Annotated in this window: 23 protein-coding genes; 13 read left to right on the forward strand and 10 right to left on the reverse strand. The window is 66.7% G+C overall.

Annotated elements, in window-relative coordinates; genetic code table 11:
- Positions 1-90 precede the first annotated feature (90 nt).
- Positions 91-1,203 carry a ferrochelatase gene (locus IIE29_RS07950; RefSeq protein WP_209324710.1) on the forward strand — a complete coding sequence of 371 codons (1,113 nt, stop codon included), beginning with the start codon at positions 91-93 and terminating at the stop codon, positions 1,201-1,203.
- 133 nt (positions 1,204-1,336) lie between these two features.
- On the opposite strand, the gene IIE29_RS07955 is transcribed toward IIE29_RS07950, so the two are convergent.
- Entirely contained in the window at positions 1,337-1,564 is a 228-nt protein-coding gene (locus IIE29_RS07955) for a hypothetical protein (protein WP_209324711.1), read from the reverse strand.
- A 285-nt stretch (positions 1,565-1,849) separates the two neighbouring features.
- On the opposite strand from IIE29_RS07955, the gene IIE29_RS07960 reads away from it, so the two are divergent.
- Positions 1,850-2,149, forward strand: coding sequence for a DUF4193 domain-containing protein (locus IIE29_RS07960; protein ID WP_166972303.1), 300 nt, complete (start codon positions 1,850-1,852; stop codon positions 2,147-2,149).
- Between the two features lie 66 nt (positions 2,150-2,215).
- Here the strand turns inward: IIE29_RS07960 and IIE29_RS07965 are convergent, their stop codons facing one another.
- Positions 2,216-2,671 carry a DUF3093 domain-containing protein gene (locus IIE29_RS07965; protein WP_209324712.1) on the reverse strand — a complete coding sequence of 152 codons (456 nt, stop codon included), beginning with the start codon at positions 2,669-2,671 and terminating at the stop codon, positions 2,216-2,218.
- A 64-nt stretch (positions 2,672-2,735) separates the two neighbouring features.
- Between IIE29_RS07965 and dut the strand changes: the two genes are divergently transcribed.
- From dut to IIE29_RS07980, 3 genes are read left to right on the forward strand one after another with little or no spacing between them, the layout of a single operon-like run.
- Positions 2,736-3,209 (forward strand): dUTP diphosphatase, encoded by a 474-nt coding sequence (gene dut, locus IIE29_RS07970; RefSeq protein WP_343071845.1) that lies wholly within the window; start codon positions 2,736-2,738, stop codon positions 3,207-3,209.
- 6 nt (positions 3,210-3,215) lie between these two features.
- Positions 3,216-4,049: a DUF3710 domain-containing protein gene (locus IIE29_RS07975; protein ID WP_209324714.1), complete on the forward strand. Its 834-nt coding sequence runs from the start codon at positions 3,216-3,218 to the stop codon at positions 4,047-4,049.
- A gap of 6 nt (positions 4,050-4,055) precedes the next feature.
- Complete coding sequence (locus IIE29_RS07980; RefSeq protein WP_209324715.1) at positions 4,056-4,433, forward strand: OB-fold nucleic acid binding domain-containing protein; 378 nt, start codon at positions 4,056-4,058, stop codon at positions 4,431-4,433.
- A 43-nt stretch (positions 4,434-4,476) separates the two neighbouring features.
- Here IIE29_RS07980 and IIE29_RS07985 read toward each other — a convergent pair whose 3' ends face one another.
- A complete protein-coding gene (locus IIE29_RS07985) occupies positions 4,477-5,163 on the reverse strand; it encodes a potassium channel family protein (protein ID WP_209324716.1) in 687 nt (228 codons plus the stop codon).
- Complete coding sequence (locus tag IIE29_RS07990; RefSeq protein WP_209324717.1) at positions 5,160-5,834, reverse strand: potassium channel family protein; 675 nt, start codon at positions 5,832-5,834, stop codon at positions 5,160-5,162. Before IIE29_RS07990 ends, IIE29_RS07985 begins: the two co-directional genes overlap by 4 nt.
- Positions 5,835-5,970: 136 nt before the next feature.
- On the opposite strand from IIE29_RS07990, the gene IIE29_RS07995 reads away from it, so the two are divergent.
- Both IIE29_RS07995 and IIE29_RS08000 read left to right on the forward strand, forming a co-directional pair.
- Positions 5,971-7,881 carry an APC family permease gene (locus IIE29_RS07995; RefSeq protein WP_209324718.1) on the forward strand — a complete coding sequence of 637 codons (1,911 nt, stop codon included), beginning with the start codon at positions 5,971-5,973 and terminating at the stop codon, positions 7,879-7,881.
- Between the two features lie 6 nt (positions 7,882-7,887).
- A complete protein-coding gene (locus IIE29_RS08000) occupies positions 7,888-9,243 on the forward strand; it encodes a class I SAM-dependent RNA methyltransferase (protein ID WP_246475824.1) in 1,356 nt (451 codons plus the stop codon).
- 89 nt (positions 9,244-9,332) lie between these two features.
- On the opposite strand, the gene IIE29_RS08005 is transcribed toward IIE29_RS08000, so the two are convergent.
- Positions 9,333-9,524, reverse strand: a complete 192-nt coding sequence (locus tag IIE29_RS08005; protein WP_209324719.1) for a hypothetical protein — start codon at positions 9,522-9,524, stop codon at positions 9,333-9,335.
- 292 nt (positions 9,525-9,816) lie between these two features.
- Between IIE29_RS08005 and acnA the strand changes: the two genes are divergently transcribed.
- Together acnA and dxs are read left to right on the forward strand one after the other, a co-directional pair.
- Positions 9,817-12,501 carry an aconitate hydratase AcnA gene (gene acnA / locus IIE29_RS08010; RefSeq protein ID WP_209324720.1) on the forward strand — a complete coding sequence of 895 codons (2,685 nt, stop codon included), beginning with the start codon at positions 9,817-9,819 and terminating at the stop codon, positions 12,499-12,501.
- A 353-nt stretch (positions 12,502-12,854) separates the two neighbouring features.
- Positions 12,855-14,795, forward strand: a complete 1,941-nt coding sequence (gene dxs, locus IIE29_RS08015; protein WP_209324721.1) for a 1-deoxy-D-xylulose-5-phosphate synthase — start codon at positions 12,855-12,857, stop codon at positions 14,793-14,795.
- A gap of 103 nt (positions 14,796-14,898) precedes the next feature.
- Here dxs and IIE29_RS08020 read toward each other — a convergent pair whose 3' ends face one another.
- Both IIE29_RS08020 and IIE29_RS08025 read right to left on the reverse strand, forming a co-directional pair.
- The gene (locus IIE29_RS08020; RefSeq protein WP_209324722.1) at positions 14,899-16,071 is read right to left on the reverse strand and encodes an HRDC domain-containing protein; all 1,173 of its coding nucleotides are present in this window, start codon (positions 16,069-16,071) and stop codon (positions 14,899-14,901) included.
- A complete protein-coding gene (locus IIE29_RS08025) occupies positions 16,068-16,682 on the reverse strand; it encodes a DUF3000 domain-containing protein (protein ID WP_209324723.1) in 615 nt (204 codons plus the stop codon). The genes IIE29_RS08020 and IIE29_RS08025 overlap by 4 nt, the downstream gene beginning before the upstream one ends.
- 169 nt (positions 16,683-16,851) lie before the next feature.
- On the opposite strand from IIE29_RS08025, the gene hemE reads away from it, so the two are divergent.
- From hemE to hemQ, 3 genes are read left to right on the forward strand one after another with little or no spacing between them, the layout of a single operon-like run.
- Positions 16,852-17,895, forward strand: coding sequence for a uroporphyrinogen decarboxylase (gene hemE, locus IIE29_RS08030; RefSeq protein WP_209324724.1), 1,044 nt, complete (start codon positions 16,852-16,854; stop codon positions 17,893-17,895).
- Between the two features lie 4 nt (positions 17,896-17,899).
- Entirely contained in the window at positions 17,900-19,426 is a 1,527-nt protein-coding gene (hemG, locus tag IIE29_RS08035) for a protoporphyrinogen oxidase (RefSeq protein ID WP_209324725.1), read from the forward strand.
- A complete protein-coding gene (gene hemQ, locus IIE29_RS08040) occupies positions 19,423-20,133 on the forward strand; it encodes a hydrogen peroxide-dependent heme synthase (protein ID WP_209324726.1) in 711 nt (236 codons plus the stop codon). The genes hemG and hemQ overlap by 4 nt, the downstream gene beginning before the upstream one ends.
- 78 nt (positions 20,134-20,211) lie before the next feature.
- On the opposite strand, the gene IIE29_RS08045 is transcribed toward hemQ, so the two are convergent.
- Positions 20,212-20,463, reverse strand: coding sequence for a hypothetical protein (locus IIE29_RS08045; RefSeq protein ID WP_209324727.1), 252 nt, complete (start codon positions 20,461-20,463; stop codon positions 20,212-20,214).
- Between the two features lie 126 nt (positions 20,464-20,589).
- On the opposite strand from IIE29_RS08045, the gene IIE29_RS08050 reads away from it, so the two are divergent.
- Positions 20,590-21,069 (forward strand): MarR family winged helix-turn-helix transcriptional regulator, encoded by a 480-nt coding sequence (locus tag IIE29_RS08050; protein ID WP_209324728.1) that lies wholly within the window; start codon positions 20,590-20,592, stop codon positions 21,067-21,069.
- A 27-nt stretch (positions 21,070-21,096) separates the two neighbouring features.
- Here IIE29_RS08050 and IIE29_RS08055 read toward each other — a convergent pair whose 3' ends face one another.
- Together IIE29_RS08055 and msrB are read right to left on the reverse strand one after the other, a co-directional pair.
- Complete coding sequence (locus IIE29_RS08055) at positions 21,097-21,621, reverse strand: GNAT family N-acetyltransferase (RefSeq protein WP_209324729.1); 525 nt, start codon at positions 21,619-21,621, stop codon at positions 21,097-21,099.
- Positions 21,608-22,078, reverse strand: coding sequence for a peptide-methionine (R)-S-oxide reductase MsrB (msrB, locus tag IIE29_RS08060; protein WP_209324730.1), 471 nt, complete (start codon positions 22,076-22,078; stop codon positions 21,608-21,610). Before msrB ends, IIE29_RS08055 begins: the two co-directional genes overlap by 14 nt.
- Between the last annotated feature and the right edge of the window lie 22 nt (positions 22,079-22,100).

The raw sequence follows: 22,100 nt of genomic DNA on the forward strand, positions 1-22,100 counted from the left end.
CTTAGTGCCCAAGGGTCTGAACGGTGAGTGGAAGAGACTCACTCTGCGGACATCGGACCGTTCCGCTCTACAGTCTGTAAAATCGGGAGCGTGAATAAGACTGCACCCATCGAAGCCCTGATCCTCATGTCGTTCGGAGGACCGGAGGCCCCAGAAGAAGTGGTTCCCTTCCTGCGGAACGTCACCGCCGGCCGCGGGATCCCCGAGGAGCGACTCGAGGAGGTGGGGGAGCACTACTTCGGTTTCGGAGGCCGGTCGCCGATCAACGACCAGAACAAGGCCCTGCTCGCCGCCCTGCGCGGCGAGCTCGACCGACGCGGCATCGACACCCCGCTGATCTGGGGCAATCGCAACTGGGATCCCTATCTCACCGATGAGGTCCGGACGCTGGCACAGGGCGGCCGCACCCGGTTCCTCTCGATCGACACCTCCGCCTACTCCTCGTACTCCTCCTGCCGGCAGTACCGTGAGGACTTCGCGCAGACGATCGAGACGCTGGCCGGAGAAGGCCTCGAGGTCTCGATCGACAAGATCCGCCAGTTCTACAACCATCCCGGCTACGCCGACGCCTGTGCGGCCCGCCTGGAGGACGGTCTCGCCGAATTCCGCGGCCAGGTGGGCGAACTCGACGCCGAAAGGCACCGGATCCTCTTCGTCACGCATTCCATCCCGAACATCATGCAGGACGCCTCCGCAGTGGCCACCAACGGCTACCTCGCTCAGCACGAAGAGCTCATGGACCACCTCCTGGGGCGGTTGGACGCCTCCGAGCAGCTGCCCGCCGAGCTCGTCTACTGCTCCCGCTCCGGCTCGCCGGAGGTTCCGTGGCTCGAACCCGATGTGAACGACCGGATGACCGAACTCGCCGAGGAAGGCGTGACTGGGGTCGTGCTCGTGCCCATCGGCTTCATCTCCGACCACATGGAAGTCGCCTTCGACCTCGACACCGAGGCCAAGGAGACGGCCGAAGGCCTCGCTCTCGCCTTCACCCGAGTCGCCACCGTCGGCACCCACGAGGCCTTCGTCGCGGGGCTTGTGGACCTTGTCGAGGAACGCGTCGCCCAGCTGCGCGGCGACGAGGTCGACGCCCCGGCGCTTCCCGGAACGACGGCACTGGTTCCCGGAAGCGGGGCCTGCAGCATCGCCTGCTGCCGCGGCCGTATCGAGCGCGCCACCTACCCGAACTGGGAATCCGTGAGCTGACCAGCCTCCGGGACGTCTGAGACGTCCGTCGGCGGACGCAGAGAACCCTCCCCACCGAATCGGTGGGGAGGGTTCTTCATCTCTGCGCCCATGGCGGAAGGCATCCGCTGGCAGACGAGGTGGTTCCTGAGGCTCAGGACTCTTCCGGGCTCGGGATGACGGGCAGTGCGCCCGTCTCGGCCTGGATCACCTCGGCGATGGGGCCGGTGTCGACATCATTGCGACCAGCCAGCTCCATGAGGCTCTGCAGGTCGTCGATGAGGTTTTCGACCAGGAAGTCATCACCGGCGGATCGGGCTTCGTGAATGCGATGACGGACATCATCGATTCGGGTGTCGAGTTGATCTGCGAATTCACTCATCGTGGATCCGTCCTTCCTCGGGCCGCCTCCGAAGGGGACGAACCCGGTAATCTACCGGCAGATCGAGCTGTCGGTGCTGTCCATCACAAGTATTCTTGCAGAGCTTTTCGAGAACTCTATGTGTGGCCGACCTGCGTCGACAAACTGGTGATGAGAATCACCGTAACGGGTCCTCATTCCATCTTGCCAACGGCAAGCATACAGTGCACAATGCTGAGGACACATCCCGCGAGAGGACGCTTCGGTCCTTCTCAGCACCCCTCGGACAGAGAGCGATGAGGCCATATGGCAACAGATTACGACGCACCTCGCAAGCAAGACGATGAGATCAAGAGCGATTCGATCGAGCAGCTCAAGGCTCAGCGCTCGCAGGCGCAGGCGAGCAAGATCGACGAAGACGAAACCGCAGTTGCCGAAGGCTTCGAACTGCCGGGAGCGGACCTGTCGAACGAAGAGCTCTCCGTTCGCGTCCTCCCCAAGCAGAACGATGAGTTCACCTGCATGGAATGCTTCTTGGTCCGGCATCGGTCGCAGCTTGCGAGCGAAGAGGGCGGTGTTCCCATCTGCACGGACTGTGCGGGCTGATTCGCTGCTCCATCCCCTCAGCACAACGCGCCTGACGAATTCGTCAGGCGCGTTGTGCTTCCTCTGTCAGTCGTTGAGGGCGGCCGCGAGCTTCTCGGGGTGCTGTGAGGAGACGAGCCAGTACGGTGTGGGATCCGCGACATCGTCGATGTCGATGCGCACAACGGGCTTCGCCCACGGCCGGATCTTGAGGAAGGCGCGTGCGTCGAGATCGACTCCGCGAGCCTGACGCGCCGCCTCGGCGTCATAGGCGGTGGCGCCGGGAACGAACTTCCGGTCGATGTGCGCCTCGCCGACGAAGAGCTGCCTTTCGGTGACGATGATCGTCAGGGTCAGCGAAGTCAGCCACCAAGCGAGCAGGGCGAAGCTCACGAGGGGCAGGACGACGGCGCCGAGCTTCCAGACGGGCATGACCATGAGCGCCGTCGACGCCGCAGCCATCACGACGAGGGCCCACATGCCGATCGACGGTCGGACCTTCTCCTGGTAGACCACATGGGTTCCGGATTGCATTGTTGCCATGGTGCCATTGTCCCACAGTGAATGTTTTGGTCACGCTCAGACTTCGGCGTTAGAGTGCATCTTTGTGACGGAAACCCTCAAGATCGACCTTCAGCTCCTCGACGCGGGCACGAGCGCCCCCGCCTACGCGCACGCGCACGACGCCGGTGCGGACCTGTGCTCGACGATCGACTTCGTGCTCGAGCCCTTCGAACGCCGTGTGGTGCCCACCGGCATCGCGATCGCCCTGCCCGTCGGATATGCGGCCTTCGTCCACCCGCGTTCCGGGCTGTCGAGCAAGCACGGGGTCACCGTCGTCAATGCACCCGGCACCATCGATGCCGGCTACCGGGGCGAGATCAAGGTGCCGCTGATCAACCTCGATGCGAAGACCCCGCTGCGAGTGGCTCGCGGGGATCGCATCGCCCAGCTGGTGATCCAGCGGATCGCACACGCAGACTTCACCATCGTCGACTCCCTCGACGGCAGCGATCGCGGGGCCGGGGGATTCGGATCCACCGGTGGCCTCGACGCCGCTCTCAGTGAAAAGGAGAAGTGAGGACTCATGGGACTGTTCTCCAAGTTCAGGAAATCCACACCGCAGACCGATGACGACCTCGTCTCGGACGAAGAGCTGAGCGACGAGGGCGACCTCGAGACCGCAGCGGCCGAGGACAGCGACACCGCCGACGAAGAGGCTGCTGAAGCAGATGCGGATGACGCGGATCCGGATGAGGACCTCGAGGAGGAAGAGGCGCTGCTGGAGAAGTCAGCGCCTTTCGACCGGTCGGAGAAGGGTCCGTTCGACATCTCCGAGGACTACCCGGAGCACGACCGCCTCGACCTCGGCGCACTCAAGGTGCCTGTCGTCGACGGAATGCAGGTGCGCCTGGACACCGATGACGATTCGCAGCGGGTGCTGGCCGTGACGCTCATCCACGAGGGCGGAGGCATCCAGCTCCAGGCGTTCGCGACGCCGCGCTCCGAGGGGCTGTGGAACACCGTGCGCCAGCAGCTGTCCGAGTCCGTCTCCTCCCAGGGCGGCGAATCGGACGAGCTGCACACATCTCTCGGCAAGGAATTGGCCATCGAGGTTCCGGCGAAGACCGAGTCCGGCCGACCGGGCAAGAGGGCCATGCGCTTCGCCGGCATCGACGGCCCGCGCTGGTTCGTCCGCGCCGTGTTCTCCGGCAAAGCCGTGACCGATGACGAGGTCCGGGCCGAACTGTCGGCACTCTTCCGCGGGGTCGTCGTCGACCGCGGTCAGGAGGCCATGGCTCCCAGGGAGCTCATCGCACTCACCGCCCCGCAGGTCGACGGCGACGCTGGAGAGGACAAGAAGGACGAGGACGAGCTCAACCCCTTCGAGCGCGGTCCCGAGATCACAGAGGTCCGCTGACCGGGGATGTTGGATCTCATCACCCGCCTCGTGCGCGACTTCGGCTCCCGCGACGCGGAAGCCCGGGCCGATCTGCGCCTCGTCAGTCAGATACCGGGAGCCGTCCCGGTCGAGGACCTCGAAGCACGCAAGACCTCACGCATCGCCGGAGTCGTCTCCGCGACCACCCAATCGTGCAGCGCTGACAGCCCCCGGCTCGACATCACCGTGGCCGACGGCACCGGCGAGGCCCGCGCCCAGTTCCTCGGTCGACGCGAGATCAGCGGGATCCGCCCGGGCGCCCTCATCGTCCTCGAAGGCCGATTCTGCGGCACCGACGGGGTCTTGACCGCCCACAACCCCGTCTACGAGCTGCTGCAGACGCGGGAGGACACCGAGGTCTGAGTTCGTCGCGGCCACCGGTGAACAGACCCGGTGCCGCGTAACGTCAGTCGGAGCCGTCCTCCGCTGCGGCCCTAGTCTCCTGGAGCAGCGCCAGCAGCGCGGCCTCCTGGTCGGGGGATGAGAGGAAGAACAGTTCGTCCCCGGCCTCGATGACGTCATCGGCACTCGGAGCGAACGCCCGCGAATTGCGGATGATCGCCACCAGCACGGTATCGAGCGGGAACGTGATGCCGCCGATGCGTTCGGCCACGAGTCCGGCGCTCTCATGCACGGTGAACTCCAGCAGCCCCGCCTGGCCGCGTTCGAAGCTCATGAGGTGCACGAGGCCGCCGACCTCGACCGCCTCCTCGACCAGCGCGGTCATCAGCCGCGGAGTCGAGACCGCGACATCGACACCCCAATTGTCATCGAACAGCCATTCGTTCTTCGGGTTATTCACCCGCGAGACCGTCCGCGGCACGCCGAACTCGGTCTTGGCCAAGAGCGAGAGGACGAGGTTGGTCTTGTCATCGCCGGTCGCGGCCACGACCACATCCGCTTCCTCGAGGCCCGCCTCGGCGAGTCCGGCGAGTTCGCAGGCATCGGAGAGCAGCCATTCGGCACCGGGGATGCGTTCGTGCCCCAGGGCCTCCTTGCTCTGGTCGATGAGCAGCACCGAATGCTCCTTGTCGAGCAGCTCCCTGGCCACCGAGCGACCGACGGAACCGGCTCCGGCGATGACGACCCTCATTCTTCCTCCTCCACGGTTCGCACGGGCTGATCCAGGATCCGTTCGATCTCGCGGAGGCGGTCGACCGGACACATGAGATGGACGAGATCCCCATCCTGGAGCAGGAGATCCTCATGGGCGACGATGCCCTCGGACAGGCGGGTGACGTAGGCGACGCGTGCCCTGGTCCGGGATTCGATGTCCTTGATCGGACGAGCGACCCACCCGGGGTCGAGATGCACCTCGGCGAGGACGAGATTGCCCGAGGGCTCACGGTACTCGGTGATCGAGCCCTGGGGGACGAGCTTGCGCATCACCTGCTCGGCCGTCCACCGCACGGTGGGGACCGTGGGGATGCCGAGGCGCTCGAACACCTGCGCCCGGTCCGGGTCGTAGATGCGAGCGGCCACGTTCGTCACCCCGAAGGTCTCCCGGGCGACACGCGCGGCGAGGATATTCGAATTGTCCCCACTCGAGACCGCGGCGAAGGCGAAGGCCTCGGCAGTCTTCGCCTGCGACAGGGTCTCCCGGTCGAAGCCGATCCCAGTGATCGTCGAGCCGCTGAAATCGCGACCCAGTTTGAGGAACGCGTCCGGGTCCCGGTCGACGACGGCGACGGAGTGCCCATTCGCATCGAGGGCTTTGGCCAGGGAGGCCCCGACTCGGCCGCAGCCCATAATCACGAAGTGCATGGGTTTTCCTCTCCGCAGTGATCTACCATTGGTTGCCGTGGCCAGCAGTTTTTCTGATGCCGTCAAAAGACTACTCGTTGGACGGCCCTTCCGCAGTGAGGACAGGCGTGCGCCGGCGCTGAAGAAGCGCATCGCAATGCCCGTCTTCGCCTCCGACATGCTCTCATCGGTGGCCTATGCCCCGGACGAGATCCTCCTGGCACTGTCGCTGACCTCACTCGTGGCCCTGACCGTGGCACCCTGGATCGGTGTGGCCGTCGGTCTGGTCATCCTCGTGATCGTCGCCTGCTACCGCATCAACGTCAAGGCCTACCCCTCGGGCGGCGGAGACTACGAGGTGGCTTCGAAGAACCTCGGCTCCGGTGCGGGCCTCGTCGTCGCAGCCGCCCTGCTCGTGGACTATGTGCTCACCCTGGCCGTGTCGATGACGGTCTTCGCCGCATACATCACCACGGCGTTCCCGCCGCTGGCTCCCTACCGCGTGCCCGTGGCCATCGTCGGCATCCTGCTCATCTCGCTCGCCGGCCTGCGCGGGTCACGGGCGACGCCGATGCTGCTGGCGGTGCCGACCTACCTCTTCCTCGGCGCCGTCTTCCTCACCATGAGCGTCGGCCTCATCCGGGTCGGCATCGGCGATACCCCGCAGGCGCAGACGGCCGACTACACGGTCGTCCACAGCGGAATCGGCGATGAGGCGACACTGGGGCTGGCCACGGTGCTCATCGTCCTGCGCGCCTTCTCCTCGGGGTCCGTGGCCTTGGCCGGTGTCCAGACCGTGGCCACGGCGGTGCCTGCATTCAAGAAGCCGCGCGGCAGGAACGCCGGCAACACCCTGCTGCTGTCCGGTCTGCTCGCGGCCCTCATGCTCACCGGGCTGACCTACCTCGCCTCGGTCACCGGCATCAAATACGTCGACGATCCGCACCTCTACCTGGTGCGTGGGGACGGCAGCCCCGTCAGCGCCGAATACGAGCAGGAACCGGTGCTCGCGCAGCTGGCACATGCGATCTTCGACAATGCGCCGGTGATGTTCTACATCGTCGTCCTCATCACTGCGCTCGTGCTCATCGTCGCCGCGAACACGGCGGTCGAGGGCTTCCCGGGCCTGGCCTCCCGACTGGCCAGGGACGAATTCCTGCCGAAGCAGCTGGCGACGAAGGGAGACCGTCTCACCTTCTCCAACGGCATCCTCCTGTTGGCCGCGGCGGCGATCGTGCTCGTCATCGCCACCAGCGCATCGGCGACCACTCTGATCCAGCTCTACCTCGTGGGAGTCTTCGCCAGCTTCGTCCTCGGCCAGGCGGGCATGGTCCTGCACTGGAGGAAGCGCCTGCGTCTGGTCATCGACGCAAAGACCCGAGTCCGGATGCACATCAACCGGATCGTCAACAGCCTCGGCTGCCTGCTGGCCGCCGGGGTGCTCATCGTCGTCATCGTCTCGAAGTTCCTCGCCGGGGCCTGGCTGGCCGTGGTCGCGATGGCCGGCCTCTACCTCGTCATGGGCGCCATCCACCGCCATTACGCGCGGGTGACCCGGGAGCTGGCCCCCGATGCCGATGTGAACTCGCGGACCATTCCGTCGAACACGCATGCCATCGTCGTCGTGGGCGAGATCGACAAACCCACGATGCGGGCCCTGTCCTATGCCCGGGTGACCCGATCGAGCCAGCTCGAGGCCGTCACAGTGGCCGTCGACGAGGAGGCCGCCGCAGCCCTGCAGAAGAGGTGGAACGACATGGAGCTGCCGGTGCCGCTGACGGTGCTCGGCTCTCCCTACCGCGAACTCGTCCGCCCGCTCCTGGCCCACATCCTCGCCATCCGCAGGCGCTCCCCGCGCGATCTCGTCATCGTCTACATCCCGCAGTTCGTCGTGGGACGGTGGTGGGAGCACATCCTGCACAATCAGGTAGCGCTCAAACTTCGCACCCGGCTGCTGCTCGTCCCCAACGTCGTCGTGGTCTCTGTGCCCTGGCGCCTCAAGTCCTTCTCCCGCCAATACGGGGGAGACGGGCCCGATTCCGACACCACGCTGTACAGACAGGCATAGACATCCATGAGTGACACGATGGTCCCCGCCCAGGAGCTGACTCTCGACATCGAATCACCGGCCGCAGGCGGCACGAGCATCGCCCGCCACGACGGGCAGGTCGTCTTCGTCTCCGGAGCCCTGCCCGGCGAACGTGTGAGGGTGATCACCGAGGCCGCGTCGGCTGCGAGATTCCTCCGCGCCGAGGTCGTCGAGGTGCTCGAAGCCTCGCAGCACCGAGTGGCCGATCGTCGCCTCGCCTACGTTCCCGGAGGGGCGGATCCATCGACGGCCGGATTCGGCGGCATGGAGTTCGCCCACGTCGACCTCGCCCACTCGCGCAAGCTCAAATCAGAGGTTCTGGCCGATCAGCTGAGCCGCATCGGGCACATCGACCGGCACGTCGAGGTCCGGCCGGCGCCGGGAGAGACGGACGGAACCGATTGGCGCACCCGCGTGCAGCTGGCCGTGGACGCCGAGGGACGAGCGGGAATGCTCGCACCCCGTTCGCATGATGTCATTGCTGTGACGAGCCCTCCGCTGGCGGCCGGCCCGCTCAATGCTCTCGACCTGACGGGACTGCGTCTGCCGGGAGTGCGCCGACTCGAGTTCGCCTGGGCCGACGACCAGGGGGCTCTGATCGTCCGCGGTCCGGCCTCGCCGCAGGTGATCGACGAGCTCGAGGAGTGGCTGCCCGCGTCCTTCTTCTTACTCACGGAGACTGCTGGAAGCGGCAGGGGGCACGACAGTGGTCGGTCCGGCACTCGGAGCCGCGGTGCCCGCGGAAAGCCGCGCTCCCGCCCGCGAGAGCGCGGCGCCGACCTCCGCGTCCACCGCGGCGGCTCCACCCTGACAGAGAGGGTCGACGGACGTGACTTCACCGTCGCCGCCGACGGATTCTGGCAGGTCCACCGTCGCGCGGCCGAGCTGCTCAGCGGCGAAGTGATCGGCGCCCTTCCCGATAGCGTCGACTCGATCGGCGACCTCTACTGCGGGGTGGGGCTGCTCGGCATCGGGGCGGCCCGAGCCGTCGGCGCACCTCTGTTCGGCATCGAGGGAGTCGAGACGGCTATCGCCCATGCGCGTGCCAATGCGGCGGACCTCGACGCCCGCTTCCTTGCGCGCAGCGTCGACCGGGCGCGCCTGCCCGAATCCGATGTCATCATCCTCGACCCGCCGCGAGCGGGAGCAGGCAAGGCTGTCACCTCGGCGCTCGTCGCATCCGCGGCCCGCACGCTCATCTACGTGTCCTGCGATCCTGCGACGCTGGCGAGGGACTTGGCGCAGCTGACGGACGGCGGCTTCGCGATCGAGAGCCTCACCGGCTTCGATCTCTTCCCGCTCACCGCGCACCTGGAGACGGTCACCATTCTGCGACGGTGACGGACAGGGCCGCTCGGGGCCGCCTCGGCGGGGGACCCGGAGGGACCTGCGGGGATCGACCGTGGTCCTCAGCGGAGACTGGGCAGCGGTCAGGCCGCGGTCTTGCGGGGGAGGAGGACGAGGACGATGAGGGCGATGAAGGTCGTGAGGAATCCCCACAGTGCCCACCAGCCGGCCGAGCGGTCCTTCTCCCTGGCCAGCGTATTGCAGATGACGGCGAAGATGATGCCGACGAGCAGGGCGCCGAATCCGAATCCGGCACCGAGCGCGAACGGGTCCATGAGATCTCCTCGGTGGCGCTGGGCGTGCCCGACGGTGGTGTCGATGCGGTTCTCACAGTAGGCCGCGGTGGGCGACGGCGTCCCTGGTGATGACCGGATTCGCGGCAGAGGAAAACCCGAGCGACCGGTTTCGGCCGCCGGTGTGCCACGGTGGTCAAAGCTACTCGGATGCGATAGAATTTATCTTGACGTCAAGATACTTTTGGAAACATATGTGTCGCGTAAATCGGTGCGCGGTGCAAGGGCTCGCCCGGTTTCTTGGATGAGTGTCGGATGAAACAGGAGAATCACGATGAGCAACGTCGATACGTTCAAATCGAAGAGCACCCTGACCGTAGGCGATAAGGATTATGAGATCTATCGCCTGGACAAGGTCCCAGGGTCGGAGAAGCTTCCCTTCAGCCTCAAGGTGCTGTTGGAGAACCTGCTGCGCACGGAAGACGGCGCGAACATCACTTCGGAGCATATCGAGGCACTCGGCAGCTGGGACCCCAGTGCCGAACCGGACACCGAGATCCAGTTCACCCCGGCCCGCGTGGTGATGCAGGACTTCACCGGTGTGCCCTGCATCGTCGACCTCGCCACCATGCGTGAGAAGGTCGTCGAACTCGGTGGCAACCCGGACCAGGTCAACCCGCTGGCTCCGGCCGAACTGGTCATCGACCACTCGGTGCAGATCGACCGCTTCGGCACCGCCGACGCCGTCGAGCTGAACATGGACATCGAATACCAGCGCAACGGGGAGCGCTACCAGTTCCTGCGCTGGGGCCAGACCGCCTTCGAAGACTTCAAGGTCGTCCCTCCGGGCATGGGCATCGTCCACCAGGTCAACATCGAGCACCTGGCTCGCGTGGTCATGCCGCGCGAGGTCGACGGAGTCCTCCGCGCCTACCCGGACACCCTGGTCGGCACGGACTCGCACACCACCATGGTCAATGGCCTCGGTGTGCTCGGCTGGGGCGTCGGCGGCATCGAGGCAGAGGCGGCCATGCTCGGCCAGCCCGTGTCGATGCTCATCCCGCGCGTCGTCGGCTTCAAACTGACCGGTGAGATCCCTTCGGGGGTCACGGCCACGGATGTCGTGCTCACGATCACCGACATGCTCCGCCAGCACGGCGCCGTCGGCAAGTTCGTCGAATTCTACGGCAACGGCGTCGCCGAGGTGCCGCTGGCCAACCGCGCTACGATCGGCAATATGAGCCCCGAGTTCGGTTCGACCGCCGCGATCTTCCCGATCGACGAGGTGACCATCGACTACCTCAAGCTCACCGGCCGCTCGGACGAGCAGATCCAGCTGGTCGAGGACTACGCGAAGGCCCAGGGCCTGTGGCACGATCCGAGCAAGGAAGTCGAGTACTCCGAGTACCTCGAGCTCGACCTCTCGACCGTGGTGCCCTCGATCTCCGGACCGAAGCGCCCGCAGGACCGCATCGAACTCTCCGATGCGAAGAACCAGTTCGCCAAGGACATCCACAACTACGCCGCACCCGGCGAAGAGGGCAAGTCCGTGGACGTCACCACCGCCGACGGCCGCAACTTCGAGCTGGCCAACGGTGCCGTGGCGATCGCATCGATCACCTCGTGCACCAACACCTCGAACCCCTCGGTGATGATGGCCGCTGGTCTGCTGGCCCGCAACGCCCGCAAGCGCGGACTCAACTCGAAGCCGTGGGTCAAGACCTCGATCGCACCGGGTTCGAAGGTCGTGACGAACTACTACGAGAAGGCCGGGCTCATCGAGGACCTCGAGGCGCTCAACTTCTACATCGTCGGCTACGGCTGCACGACCTGCATCGGCAACTCGGGACCGCTGGACTCGGAGATCTCGAACAGCATTCAGGACAACGATCTCTCGGTCACCGCCGTACTCTCGGGCAACCGCAACTTCGAAGGCCGCATCAGCCCTGATGTGAAGATGAACTACCTGGCTTCGCCTCCGCTGGTCATCGCCTACGCCCTGGCGGGAACCATGGACTTCGACTTCGCGAACCAGCCCCTGGGCAAGGATTCGGACGGTGTGGACGTCTATCTGGCCGACCTCTGGCCCTCGCCCGAGGAAGTCGAGTCCGTCATCTCCTCGTCGATCTCGACCGACATGTTCGACAGCGAATACGGCCGGATCTTCGACGGTGACGAGCGCTGGCAGCAGCTCGAGACCCCCGAGGGCAAGATCTTCGAATGGGACGACAAGTCGACCTACGTGCGCAAGCCCACCTTCTTCGACGGCATGGGCCTCGAGCCCGAAGCCGTCGAGGACATCAAGGGTGCCCGCGTGCTCGCGAAGCTCGGCGACTCGGTGACCACCGACCACATCTCGCCCGCAGGCTCCTTCAAGGCCGACACCCCTGCCGGCAAGTACCTCGTCGAGCACGGTGTCCAGCGCAAGGACTTCAACTCCTATGGCTCCCGCCGCGGCAACCATGAAGTCATGATCCGCGGAACGTTCGCGAACATCCGCCTGCAGAACCAGCTCCTCGACGGAGTCCAGGGCGGGTTCACCCGCGACTTCACGCAGGAGAACGGACCGCAGACGACGATCTACGATGCTTCTGTGAACTACCAGGCAGCCGGCACACCGCTGGTCGTCCTCGGCGGCAAGGAGTACGGTTCGGGATCCTCGCGTGACTGGGCTGCCAAGGGCACCAAGCTGCTCGGCGTCGAGGCCGTCATCGCCGAGAGCTTCGAGCGCATCCACCGCTCGAACCTCATCGGCATGGGCGTCCTGCCGCTGCAGTTCCCCGCCGGCGAGTCCGCCGATTCGCTCGGCCTCGACGGCACCGAGACCTTCTCCATCGAGGGCGTCACGGAACTCAACGAGGGCACGACCCCGGCGACTGTCACGGTCACGGCGACGAAGGACGACGGCACGACCGTCGACTTCGACGGCGTTGTCCGCATCGACACACCCGGTGAGGCCGACTACTACCGCAACGGCGGCATCCTGCAGTACGTGCTGCGTCAGCTCGCGAACTCCTGATCGCAGATGTCGCGCTGAGTCAGTGACTCGGAGCTGAGCGAAGGCCGGTGGGTGAGAACCCGCCGGCCTTCGTCGTGCCTGAGTGCCTGTGCGGGGAGCATCCTTCACCGCAGTGCCTGTGCGGGGAGCATCCTTCACCGCTGGCGACGAGCCGTACAGGTACTGCGGCATCCGTGACCGTCAGCGATAAGACACCGCGTTGCACCGGGGCGATGTGAAGCTAAGGGTGTCGGATGCGTCGGCAGCTGAAGGAGAGCAGCGGCGCAAGATGGGATGAATCACTTCCCGGTGTGAGGGATAGGATGGGGCGAATGGAATGTGTCCGTCAGCGAAGCCGTCAGAAGTGAGGCCGAATGACATTTCTCGAATCGCTCGGCTCACCGGCCGATCTGCGCCGGCTCGACGATGAGGAGTGCGAGGTCCTGGCCAAGGAGATCCGGGATCACCTCATCACGAGCGTGGCCGGAACCGGCGGACACCTCGGGCCCAACCTCGGCGTCGTCGAGCTCACCATGGGCCTCCACCGGGTGTTCGACTCCCCGCGGGACACGATCATCTTCGATGTCGGCCACCAGACATACGTGCACAAGCTGCTCACCGGCCGATCCGAGCAGTTCTCCACCCTGCGGCAGCGCGAAGGGCTCTCCGGCTACCCGAGCCGCGCCGAGAGCGAACACGACGTCCTCGAGAACTCGCACGCCTCCGCCTCCCTGTCATGGGCCGACGGCATCGCCAAAGCCCGCCAGCTCACGGGCGAGACCGACCGGCACGTCGCGGCCGTCATCGGCGACGGAGCACTGACGGGCGGCATGGCCTGGGAGGCGCTCAACACGATCGCCGCGGACACCTCGGCCCCGCCTCGCAGACTCGTCATCATCGTCAACGACAACGGACGGTCCTACGCTCCGACCGTCGGCGGTTTCGCCGCCCACCTCGACGAGCTGCGCACCATGTCCGGCTATGAGAGGCTCCTGACCTGGGGCAAGGAGACCCTGCGCCAGTCCGGAGCGCCCGGGCGCGCAGCCTACAGTGCCATCCACGGAGTCAAACGCGGCCTCAAGGACATGGTCAGCCCCGCCCAGACGGGGATGTTCGACGAGCTCGGTATCAAATACCTCGGCCCCGTCGACGGCCACGATCTGTCTTCGGTCGAGAAGGCCCTGCAGCTGGCGAAGCAATTCGAGGGCGGCCCCATCATCGTCCACATGATCACGCAGAAGGGCCACGGCTTCGACCCGGCGGTCAACGACGACGCCGATCAGTTCCACTCCGTCGGCGTCATCGACCCCGTGACCGGGAGGTCGACTCCGTCGAAATCGACCTCATGGACCTCGGTGTTCGGCACGGAGGTGTGCGAACTCGCCGCAGAGCGCTCCGACATCGTCGCGGTCACGGCGGCCATGCTCCTGCCGGTCGGGCTCGCGGAGTTCGCGAAGCAGTTCCCCCAGCGTGTCTTCGACGTCGGCATCGCCGAACAGCACGCGGTCGCCTCGGCGGCGGGACTGTCCTATGGCGGACTCCACCCGATCGTGTGCATCTACTCGACCTTCCTCAACCGGGCCTTCGACCAGATGCTCATGGACGTGGCGCTGCACCGGCAGGGCGTCACCTTCGTCCTCGACCGGGCGGGCGTCACCGGCCCGGACGGGGCCAGCCATCACGGGATCTGGGATATCGCGATGCTGCGCATCGTGCCCGGTCTCCGTCTCGCCGCGCCCCGCGACGCAGCCCGCCTGACCGAGGAGCTGCGCGAAGCGGCGGCTGTCACGGACGGACCCACGGTGCTGAGGTTCCCGCGCGGCAGCGTGGGCTCCGACATCCCGGCGCTGCGACGGCTCGATGACGGAGTCGATGTCCTCCGCGAGGTGCCTGCCGGTTCTGTCGAGGATGTGCTCATCGTCTCGGTCGGCCCCTTCGCGGTGCGGGCCGAAGCGGTGGCCGAGCAGCTGGCCGGACAGGGGATCTCGGCCACGATCGTCGATCCCAGATGGGTGCTGCCCGTGCCCGAGAGCGTCATCGCTCTGGCCGCCGGGCACAGTCTCGTGGCCGTGCTCGAGGACGGGGTGAAGATCGGCGGTGTCGGTTCGCAGATCCGATCGGACCTGCGCGAGGCCGATTCGCGGATCGGAGTCCTCGAGCTCGGGGCCCCCGACGAGTTCCTCCCGCAGGGCTCGCGTGAGGAGATCCTCGAACACGTCGGCCTCGATGTGGACACGATCGTGTCGCGTATCGTCCGGGCCCTGCCCGCCGAGGTGGCCCACCGGGCCGAAGAAGGCGCCCGCCGAGCCGTGTGAGCACGGGTCGGGAGCGGGGCAGATCGGCAGTCCGCCTCAGGTCCGGGCGGGCCAGGTGCTGGGGCCCGGTGTCAGTCGGGTCCTGCCGGAGAACTCGATCGTCTCAGGCGCGAGGCAGTCGGTCCAGGGCTTTCGTCAGCGTGGGGCCGCTCAGCTCGATCTGCCAGGGCCGCGCGCCCGCCTCGGCGAGGAAGTGCTCGACGTCGACGGTCGGCTGTGCGGCCAATGTTTTGACCAGGGCCGGTTGGAGCAGCACATCGTGGGGGATCGCCAGCTTCTCCGACAGCTCACCCATCGCCGCTTTGAGCGCGGCGACGCGTTCCTTGAGATCCGTGTGGCTGAACGGGCTGCGCCGCTGACGCACCTTCTCCTGCCGGGTCGGGAGCTCGTCGACGGTCAGGCGCGAGGCCTTGCGGTAGGCGCGGAACAGCCGGGCCGCCTCGGCGCGTGAGAGCCTGCGCCACTGAGCCATGATGTCGTCGCTGGACTTCACGCCGGACTGGGCGAGGGCGATGAGGTCACGATCGCGCAGAAGCCGGCTGGGCGCGATATCGGCCTCGCGGGCCATGGAGTCGCGGGCCTGCCAGAGTTCGCGGACTCGGGCGATATCGCGGCGAGACCTGACCTTCGACAGCCCGTGGGTGCGTCGCCAGGGCTCGTCGAAGTGCTTGGGCTCGAATTCGAGGAGGTGGGAGAACTCCTGCTCGGCGAACTCCCAGCGACCGGCCTCGAGCAGCTGCTGGCAGAGGATGTCGCGAATGGGCAGCAGCACCTCGACATCGAGGGCAGCATAGTTGAGCCAGGCCTGCGGCAGGGGCCGCGTGGACCAGTCCGCCGCCGAATGCTCCTTGGCCAGACGCACACCCAGAGTCCGTTCGGCGACCGCGGCCAGACCGAACTTCTCCCAGCCGAGCAGACGGGCGGCGAGTTCGGTGTCGAAGAGGGCCGCCGGACGCATTCCCCTCTCCTGCAGGCAGGGCAGGTCCTGGGTGACGGAATGGATGACCCATTCGTCGCGGCCGAGAGCGGGGTTGAGGCCGCTGAGGTCGCCGAGGGTCTCGGAGTCGAGGAGGAACGTGCCGGCCCCCTCCCGCCGCAGCTGGATGAGGAAGGCGCGTTGGCCGTATCTGATGCCCGAGGCGCGTTCGGCGTCGACGGCGATCGGTCCAGCGCCTGCTGCCAGGCAGGTGACCGAGGAGGAGAAGCCCTCAGCAGTGTCGACGACCTCGGGTATGCCGTTCGCGGGTGTGTCCAGAAGCGGTAGTTCAGATGTCATCGACGGCGCCCGGGCAGGGCTGTGACTCCTTCAGGAAGTGGTGGCAGTCCGGCGACTGTGCTGAGCAGATCGATCCAGGCCTCGAAGTGATTGCCGATCAGATCCGGCTCGTCAATCACGGGTGTCCACGAAGCCCGCAGCTCCAAGTCTATCGTGGCCGGGCGATCGGCCAATGTGCCGAAGCTCTCGGACAGCACTCGGGTCGTCGTCCCGCCGGCGGCGAGCACTTCGCAGCCGTTGGCATCGAGAGCGTCTTCGAGCCAGCTCCAGGCAACGTGGCCGAGCAGCGTCTCATTGCCGAGTTCATGCTCGAGCTCGGCCCGAATATAGGACACCACCCGGAACCGGCCCTCCCATTCCTCGGGCGCGCTGGGGTCGAAGAGGACGACGATGCGTCCGGTGGCCAATTCGTCGATGGTCTCTCCGCTGGCGCGCAGAAAGGTCTCGTCGGCACTGACCTCGGCACCGAGCGCATAGGAGTAGGGCGCGAGGCGGGCCGGCGCCGGAATCTCGGAGATCGACACATTGTTCGTGCTGCGTGCTTCACGCAGCACCGAAGTCACGGCCGAGAACTCCGCCGGAATGCGATTGAGAGGTGAGGTGTTGACCACACTGGCCACGATAGGCCAGCACTGCGGGCAGTGGAATCATCCACGCCGAACGGGGCCGGAGAATCGGCGGACGTCCGGCCTGCGGGTCGCCCCTCGAGCATGCAAGACTCGGCGTCTTGAAACCGGAGTCCGGTGGGCATCGGCGGACGAAGAATGGGAGGATGGGGCCATGACATCACCCCTGTTGACCGCCCTGCGTTCGGAACCGGTGGAGCACACTCCCGTCTGGTTCATGCGGCAGGCCGGCCGCTCCCTGCCCGAGTACCGGAAGCTGCGTGAGGGCACTGCGATGCTCGACGCCTGCCGCGACCCCGAGCTCGTCTCCGAGATCACGCTCCAGCCCGTCCGCCGCCACGGCGTCGACGCCGCCATCTTCTTCTCCGATATCGTCGTCCCGCTCCAGGCCGCCGGGGTCGACGTCGAGATCGTGCCCGGCACCGGCCCCGTCATCGCCGAACCCGTGCGCAGCCGCGCCGACATCGACGCACTGCCCGAACTCGATGCCGCCGACATCCCCGATATCACCGAATCGATTCAGCGGATCACCGCCGAACTCGACGGGGCGACGCCGCTCATCGGATTCGCCGGAGCCCCCTTCACGCTGGCCAGCTACCTCATCGAAGGCGGTCCGAGCAAGAACCATGAGAAGACGAAGTCTCTCATGGCCTCCGATCCCGAGGCCTTCTCCACCCTGCTGGGCAAGCTCGCCCGCATCTCCACGACCTTCATCGATGTGCAGCTGCGGGCCGGCGCCGAGGCCTTCCAGCTCTTCGACTCCTGGGCCGGCTACCTCTCGCGTCAGGATTACGAGGACCATGTCCTCGAACACTCCACCGCGGTGTTCTCGGCCCTGGCCGGCCACGAGGTTCCCAGCATCCACTTCGGCGTGCAGACCGGTGAGCTGCTCGGCTCCATGTCGCGTGCGGGCTCGACCGCCGTCGGCGTCGACTTCCGAGTCGACCTCGCCGATGCCGCGACCCGGATCCAGCCCGGACAGGCTCTGCAGGGCAATCTCGATCCCGCGCTGCTCTTCACCCCGTGGGAGGCGCTGGCCCCGCGCATCGAGGCCATCGTGGCCAAGGGGCTCGAACACGAGGGCGGTTTCGTTTTCAACCTCGGCCACGGAGTGCTGCCCGACACCGACCCCGAGGTGCCCGGTCGCATCGTCGACCTCGTGCACCGGGTCTCGGCCGAGATCCTCGGCCGCAGCTGATCCGATGAGCGAGATCACCGTCGTCGGGGGAGGCGTCTCCGGCCTCGTCGCCGCCTACCGCCTCTCCGCCGAACACCGGGTCACAGTGCTCGAGGCCCGAGGCCGCCCGGGCGGCTGCCTCAAGCAGACCACCCTCGACGGCGCCGTGCCCATCGGGCTCGACGCCGGTGCCGAGGCGAGCCTCAACCGGCGACCCGAGACCCGCAGCCTGGCCGCCGAGCTCGGCCTCGACACGGTGTTCCCCTCGACCGCGCACAGTTCGCAGGTGCTCAATCGGGGACAGCTGCACCGGATTCCGAAGGCCACGATCATGGGCGTTCCCGCTTCGGCCGCCGAGGTGGAACCGCTCATCGGTGTCGACGCCGCACAGCGGCTGGCCGCCGAACGGATCACGCCCCCGATCGTCGGGGACGATGTCTCACTCGGGGACTTCCTGTCCGCCCGCCTCGGCGATGCCATCGTCGACTCGCTCGTCGACCCGCTCCTCGGCGGGGTCTACGCGGGAAGGTGCCGGGACCTGTCCCTGGCCGAGACCGTCCCCGCGCTCCTGCCTGCGGCTGTCGAAGGCACTTCCGTGCTCGACCTCGCAGCCGATCTCCTCGCCGCGCGCCGAGCCCGCACCGCGGCAGCAGGGACCGGGTCATCAGGCGCGGCGGCCGAACCGGTGTTCATGAGCTTCGAAGGCGGGATCAACCGGCTCATCCCCGCCCTGTGCGAGGCGATCGAGTCCAACGGCGGGACGATCCGCCTCGGCGCCGACGTCACCCGGATCCGCCGCAGCGATCGGACCTGGACGGTCACCGGTGAGGGGACCGACGTCGAATCCGACGGGCTCGTGCTGGCGACTCCCGCGCATGTGACCGCCGGGCTCCTCGCCGAAGCGGCCCCCGCGGCGGCGTCCCTGCTCGGGGACGTCCCCTACGCCACCACGGCCTTGGTCGCTGCGCTGATCGACCTCGACGGGGCCGAGCTGCAGGGTTCGGGGTTCCTCGTGCCCGCGACCGAAGACACCTTCATCAAGGCCTCGACATTCGTGTCGAACAAATGGCCGTGGACGGCCGCGTACATTCCGGCAGGCACCGCTCTGGTGCGGATGAGCATCGGACGCTTCGGAGACGACCACGAAGGCTGGCCGAGCCTCTCCGACGAGGAGATCATCGATCGCGCCTTCGCCGACTGGCGCTCGATCACTGCACGTCCGACGGCACGCATCCTGGCCGCCGAGGTCCAGCGCTGGAACTCCGCCCTGCCGCAGTACCTGCCCGGCCACGCCTCGCGCATCGGCGAGGTCGATGCGCAGATTGCGGGCATCGAAGGACTCGAACTCGCCGGTTCGGCCTTCGAAGGTGTCGGGATCCCGGCCTGCATCTCCCGCGCCGAGGCGGCCGCCGGACGGCTGCGGGTGCCCGCCGGCCAGGAACACTCGCCCGCCCAGGCGCTGCTCGCCGATGGGGAGTCCGCCCTCGATGATCGAGGCACGCCGACAACAGACCGACAGAGAACGAAGAGATCACAGAAGGAGCAGGAATGAGCGACCACACTCAGCCCACCGAAGCCCAGATCGAGGCAGCGAACAAGCAGACGAGGTACATCGCCTATTCTGTCTACGCCTCGGCCGGTGAGCTCGGCGACGCCGACCGCACCGAACTCGCCGATGAACTGCTGGCGGCCCTGGAACCGCTCAAGGAACAGGGACTCGTCGTCCGCGGCATCTACGACGTCTCCGCCCTGCGCGCCGACGCCGACGTGCTGTTCTGGTACCACGCGCCCAGCATCGAGGTCGTGCAGGCCGCCTATTCGGTGATCCGCCGCAGTCTGCTCGGCGGTGTCCTCGAACCCATCTGGTCCGTCGTCGGCATCCATCGACCGGCCGAGTTCAACAAGGCCCATCTGCCGGCGCTGCTGGTCGACGACGTACCGGGTGACTACATCTGCGTCTATCCGTTCGTGCGCTCCTACGACTGGTACCTCCTCGACCCGGCCGACCGCTCGAAGATGCTGCGTGACCACGGCATGGCCGCTGCCGACTACAAGGACGTCAAGGCGAACACGATCGCGTCCTTCGCTCTCGGTGACTACGAATGGCTGCTGGCCTTCGAGGCCCCCGAGCTGCACCGCATCGTCGATCTCATGCGCGATCTGCGCGGAGTCGAGGCGCGACTGCACGTGCGCGAGGAGATCCCGTTCTACACGGGTCCGCGCCGGGAACTCGTCGACATCATCTCCGACTGGAGGTGACCGGCTCCCTCAGGAGGTGACACAGATCAGCCGCCGCACCCATCTGGATGCGGCGGCTGATCTGTGTGCCGACAGGGGTCAGTCGGTCTTCTTCACCACATAGGAATGCCCATTGGCATCGGTGCGCATCTCCAGGCCCATGGCGGCGAGCTGCTCGTGGCGGAGGCTCTCGTCCTCGTAGTAGCCGCCCGGGCGAGAGTTGTCGACCTGGGCCGGGCCGACGATCTTGCGGAAGAAGCTGTTGAGCCAGCCGACGCCGCGCTGAGAATCGTGCTGTCGGCGCGGCTGCTGCTCGGAGGCGCCGGAGGGGGTCTGCGAGGAGGATGACATCTGAGGATCCTAACGAGAGGGCACCGCTCGGGCGGGTTGCCGGACTGATTTCGAAGACTCTTCCAGTGTACACTAATCATTAGTGCACGAACTGAATGCCGGTGCGACAGGAAGTAGGGACAGACGATGCGCGAAACCGACGATGCGGCGGAGCGGTTGAGCGATCCGTTGGCGCTCGAAAGCCAGATCTGCTTCGCTCTGGCCGTCGCCTCCCGCGGAGTGATCGGCGCCTACCGCTCGGTGCTCGAGCCGATCCACCTCACGCATCCGCAGTATCTCGTCATGCTCGCGCTCTGGCAGCATGAGAGGCTGACCGTGCGGGAGATCGCACAGCTGCTGCGGCTCGAACCCGCTACCGTCTCGCCGCTGATCAAGCGGCTCGAAGCGCTGGACTATGTGACGAAGACCCGCAGCGAACGCGATGAGCGGGTCGTCGAGGTCACGCTCACGGCCACCGGAGTCGAACTGCGCAGGACTGCCGAGGCCATTCCCGGGCAGATGATGGACAAGCTCGGCATGGACGTCGACGGGGTGCGCGAGCTGCACGCGGTCATGCAGCAGATCATCGCTTCCGTCGACGCCGCCGCCGAGGCCGAGAACCGCTGAGAACTCAGCCGACACGGCGCTGAGAGCTCAGCCGCCCGGACGCTCCATCGGGGTGTGCTCGATACCGTCCTCGAAGAAGCGAGGGCCATTGGGCGCGAACCCGAACGAAGCGTAGAGGCCTTCGAGGTGAGACTGCGCGTTGAGGGTCAGAGGCTGACCCGCGAGGCGATCGACGATGTCTTCCAACAGCCTGCGTCCCCACCCCTGGCCGCGAGCCTCGGGGTGGGTGGCGACCCGGCTGATGCTTCGGGCGCCCGGTCGCGCGGCCGGTCCGTCGGGGACGTCCGCGGGCAGGATGCGGGCATAGGCCCAGGGCCCGAGGTCCCGACCGAAATCGGCTCCATGGGTGTCGGCCATCGCCCGTGCCGGCCGCGGGTGGAACACATGCAGCGTCTCGGGCAGTGTGTCGACGCCGTCGAGATCGAGGAACAGGCAGTCCTGCTCGACGACGAAGACCTGGGAGCGCAGCTGCATGATGCCGTAGAGCTCTTCCGGGCGGAGCTCGGCGAAGGACCGAACGAGCGGTTCGGCGCGCGCCTCAGCCCTGAGCATCGGCGGTGTCGAGTCTCAGAGAGATCGAGTTGATGCAGTAGCGCTGATCGGTGGGCGTGTCATAGCCCTCGCCCTCGAACACGTGCCCCATATGGGAGTCGCAGTTCGCGCACCGGACCTCGATGCGCTCCATGCCCATGGAGGTGTCTCGGATGTAGCGGACGCGGTCCTCGGCGAGGGGCGCGTAGAACGACGGCCATCCGCAGTGGGAGGCGAACTTCGTATCCGAGGGGAAGAGGTCGGCGCCGCAGGCCCGACACTGGTACATGCCCGTCGCGGTCTCGTTGTTGTACTCGCCGGTGAAGGGCCGTTCGGTCGCACCCTGGCGCAGCACCGCGTACTCCTCGGCGGTGAGCACGTCCTGCCAGCGGATCTCCGTCCCGGTCGAATCAGTGCGACCGGCTTCCGCGGCTGCGGCTTCGTCTGCGCGGGTGGGTGCGTTCGGGTTGTGCGTCATGGTGTCCTCCGGTGTGCGTTGA

The sequence above is a fragment of the Brevibacterium renqingii genome (assembly GCF_017808095.1).
In the GTDB taxonomy this organism is placed as follows: Bacteria; Actinomycetota; Actinomycetes; order Actinomycetales; family Brevibacteriaceae; genus Brevibacterium; species Brevibacterium renqingii.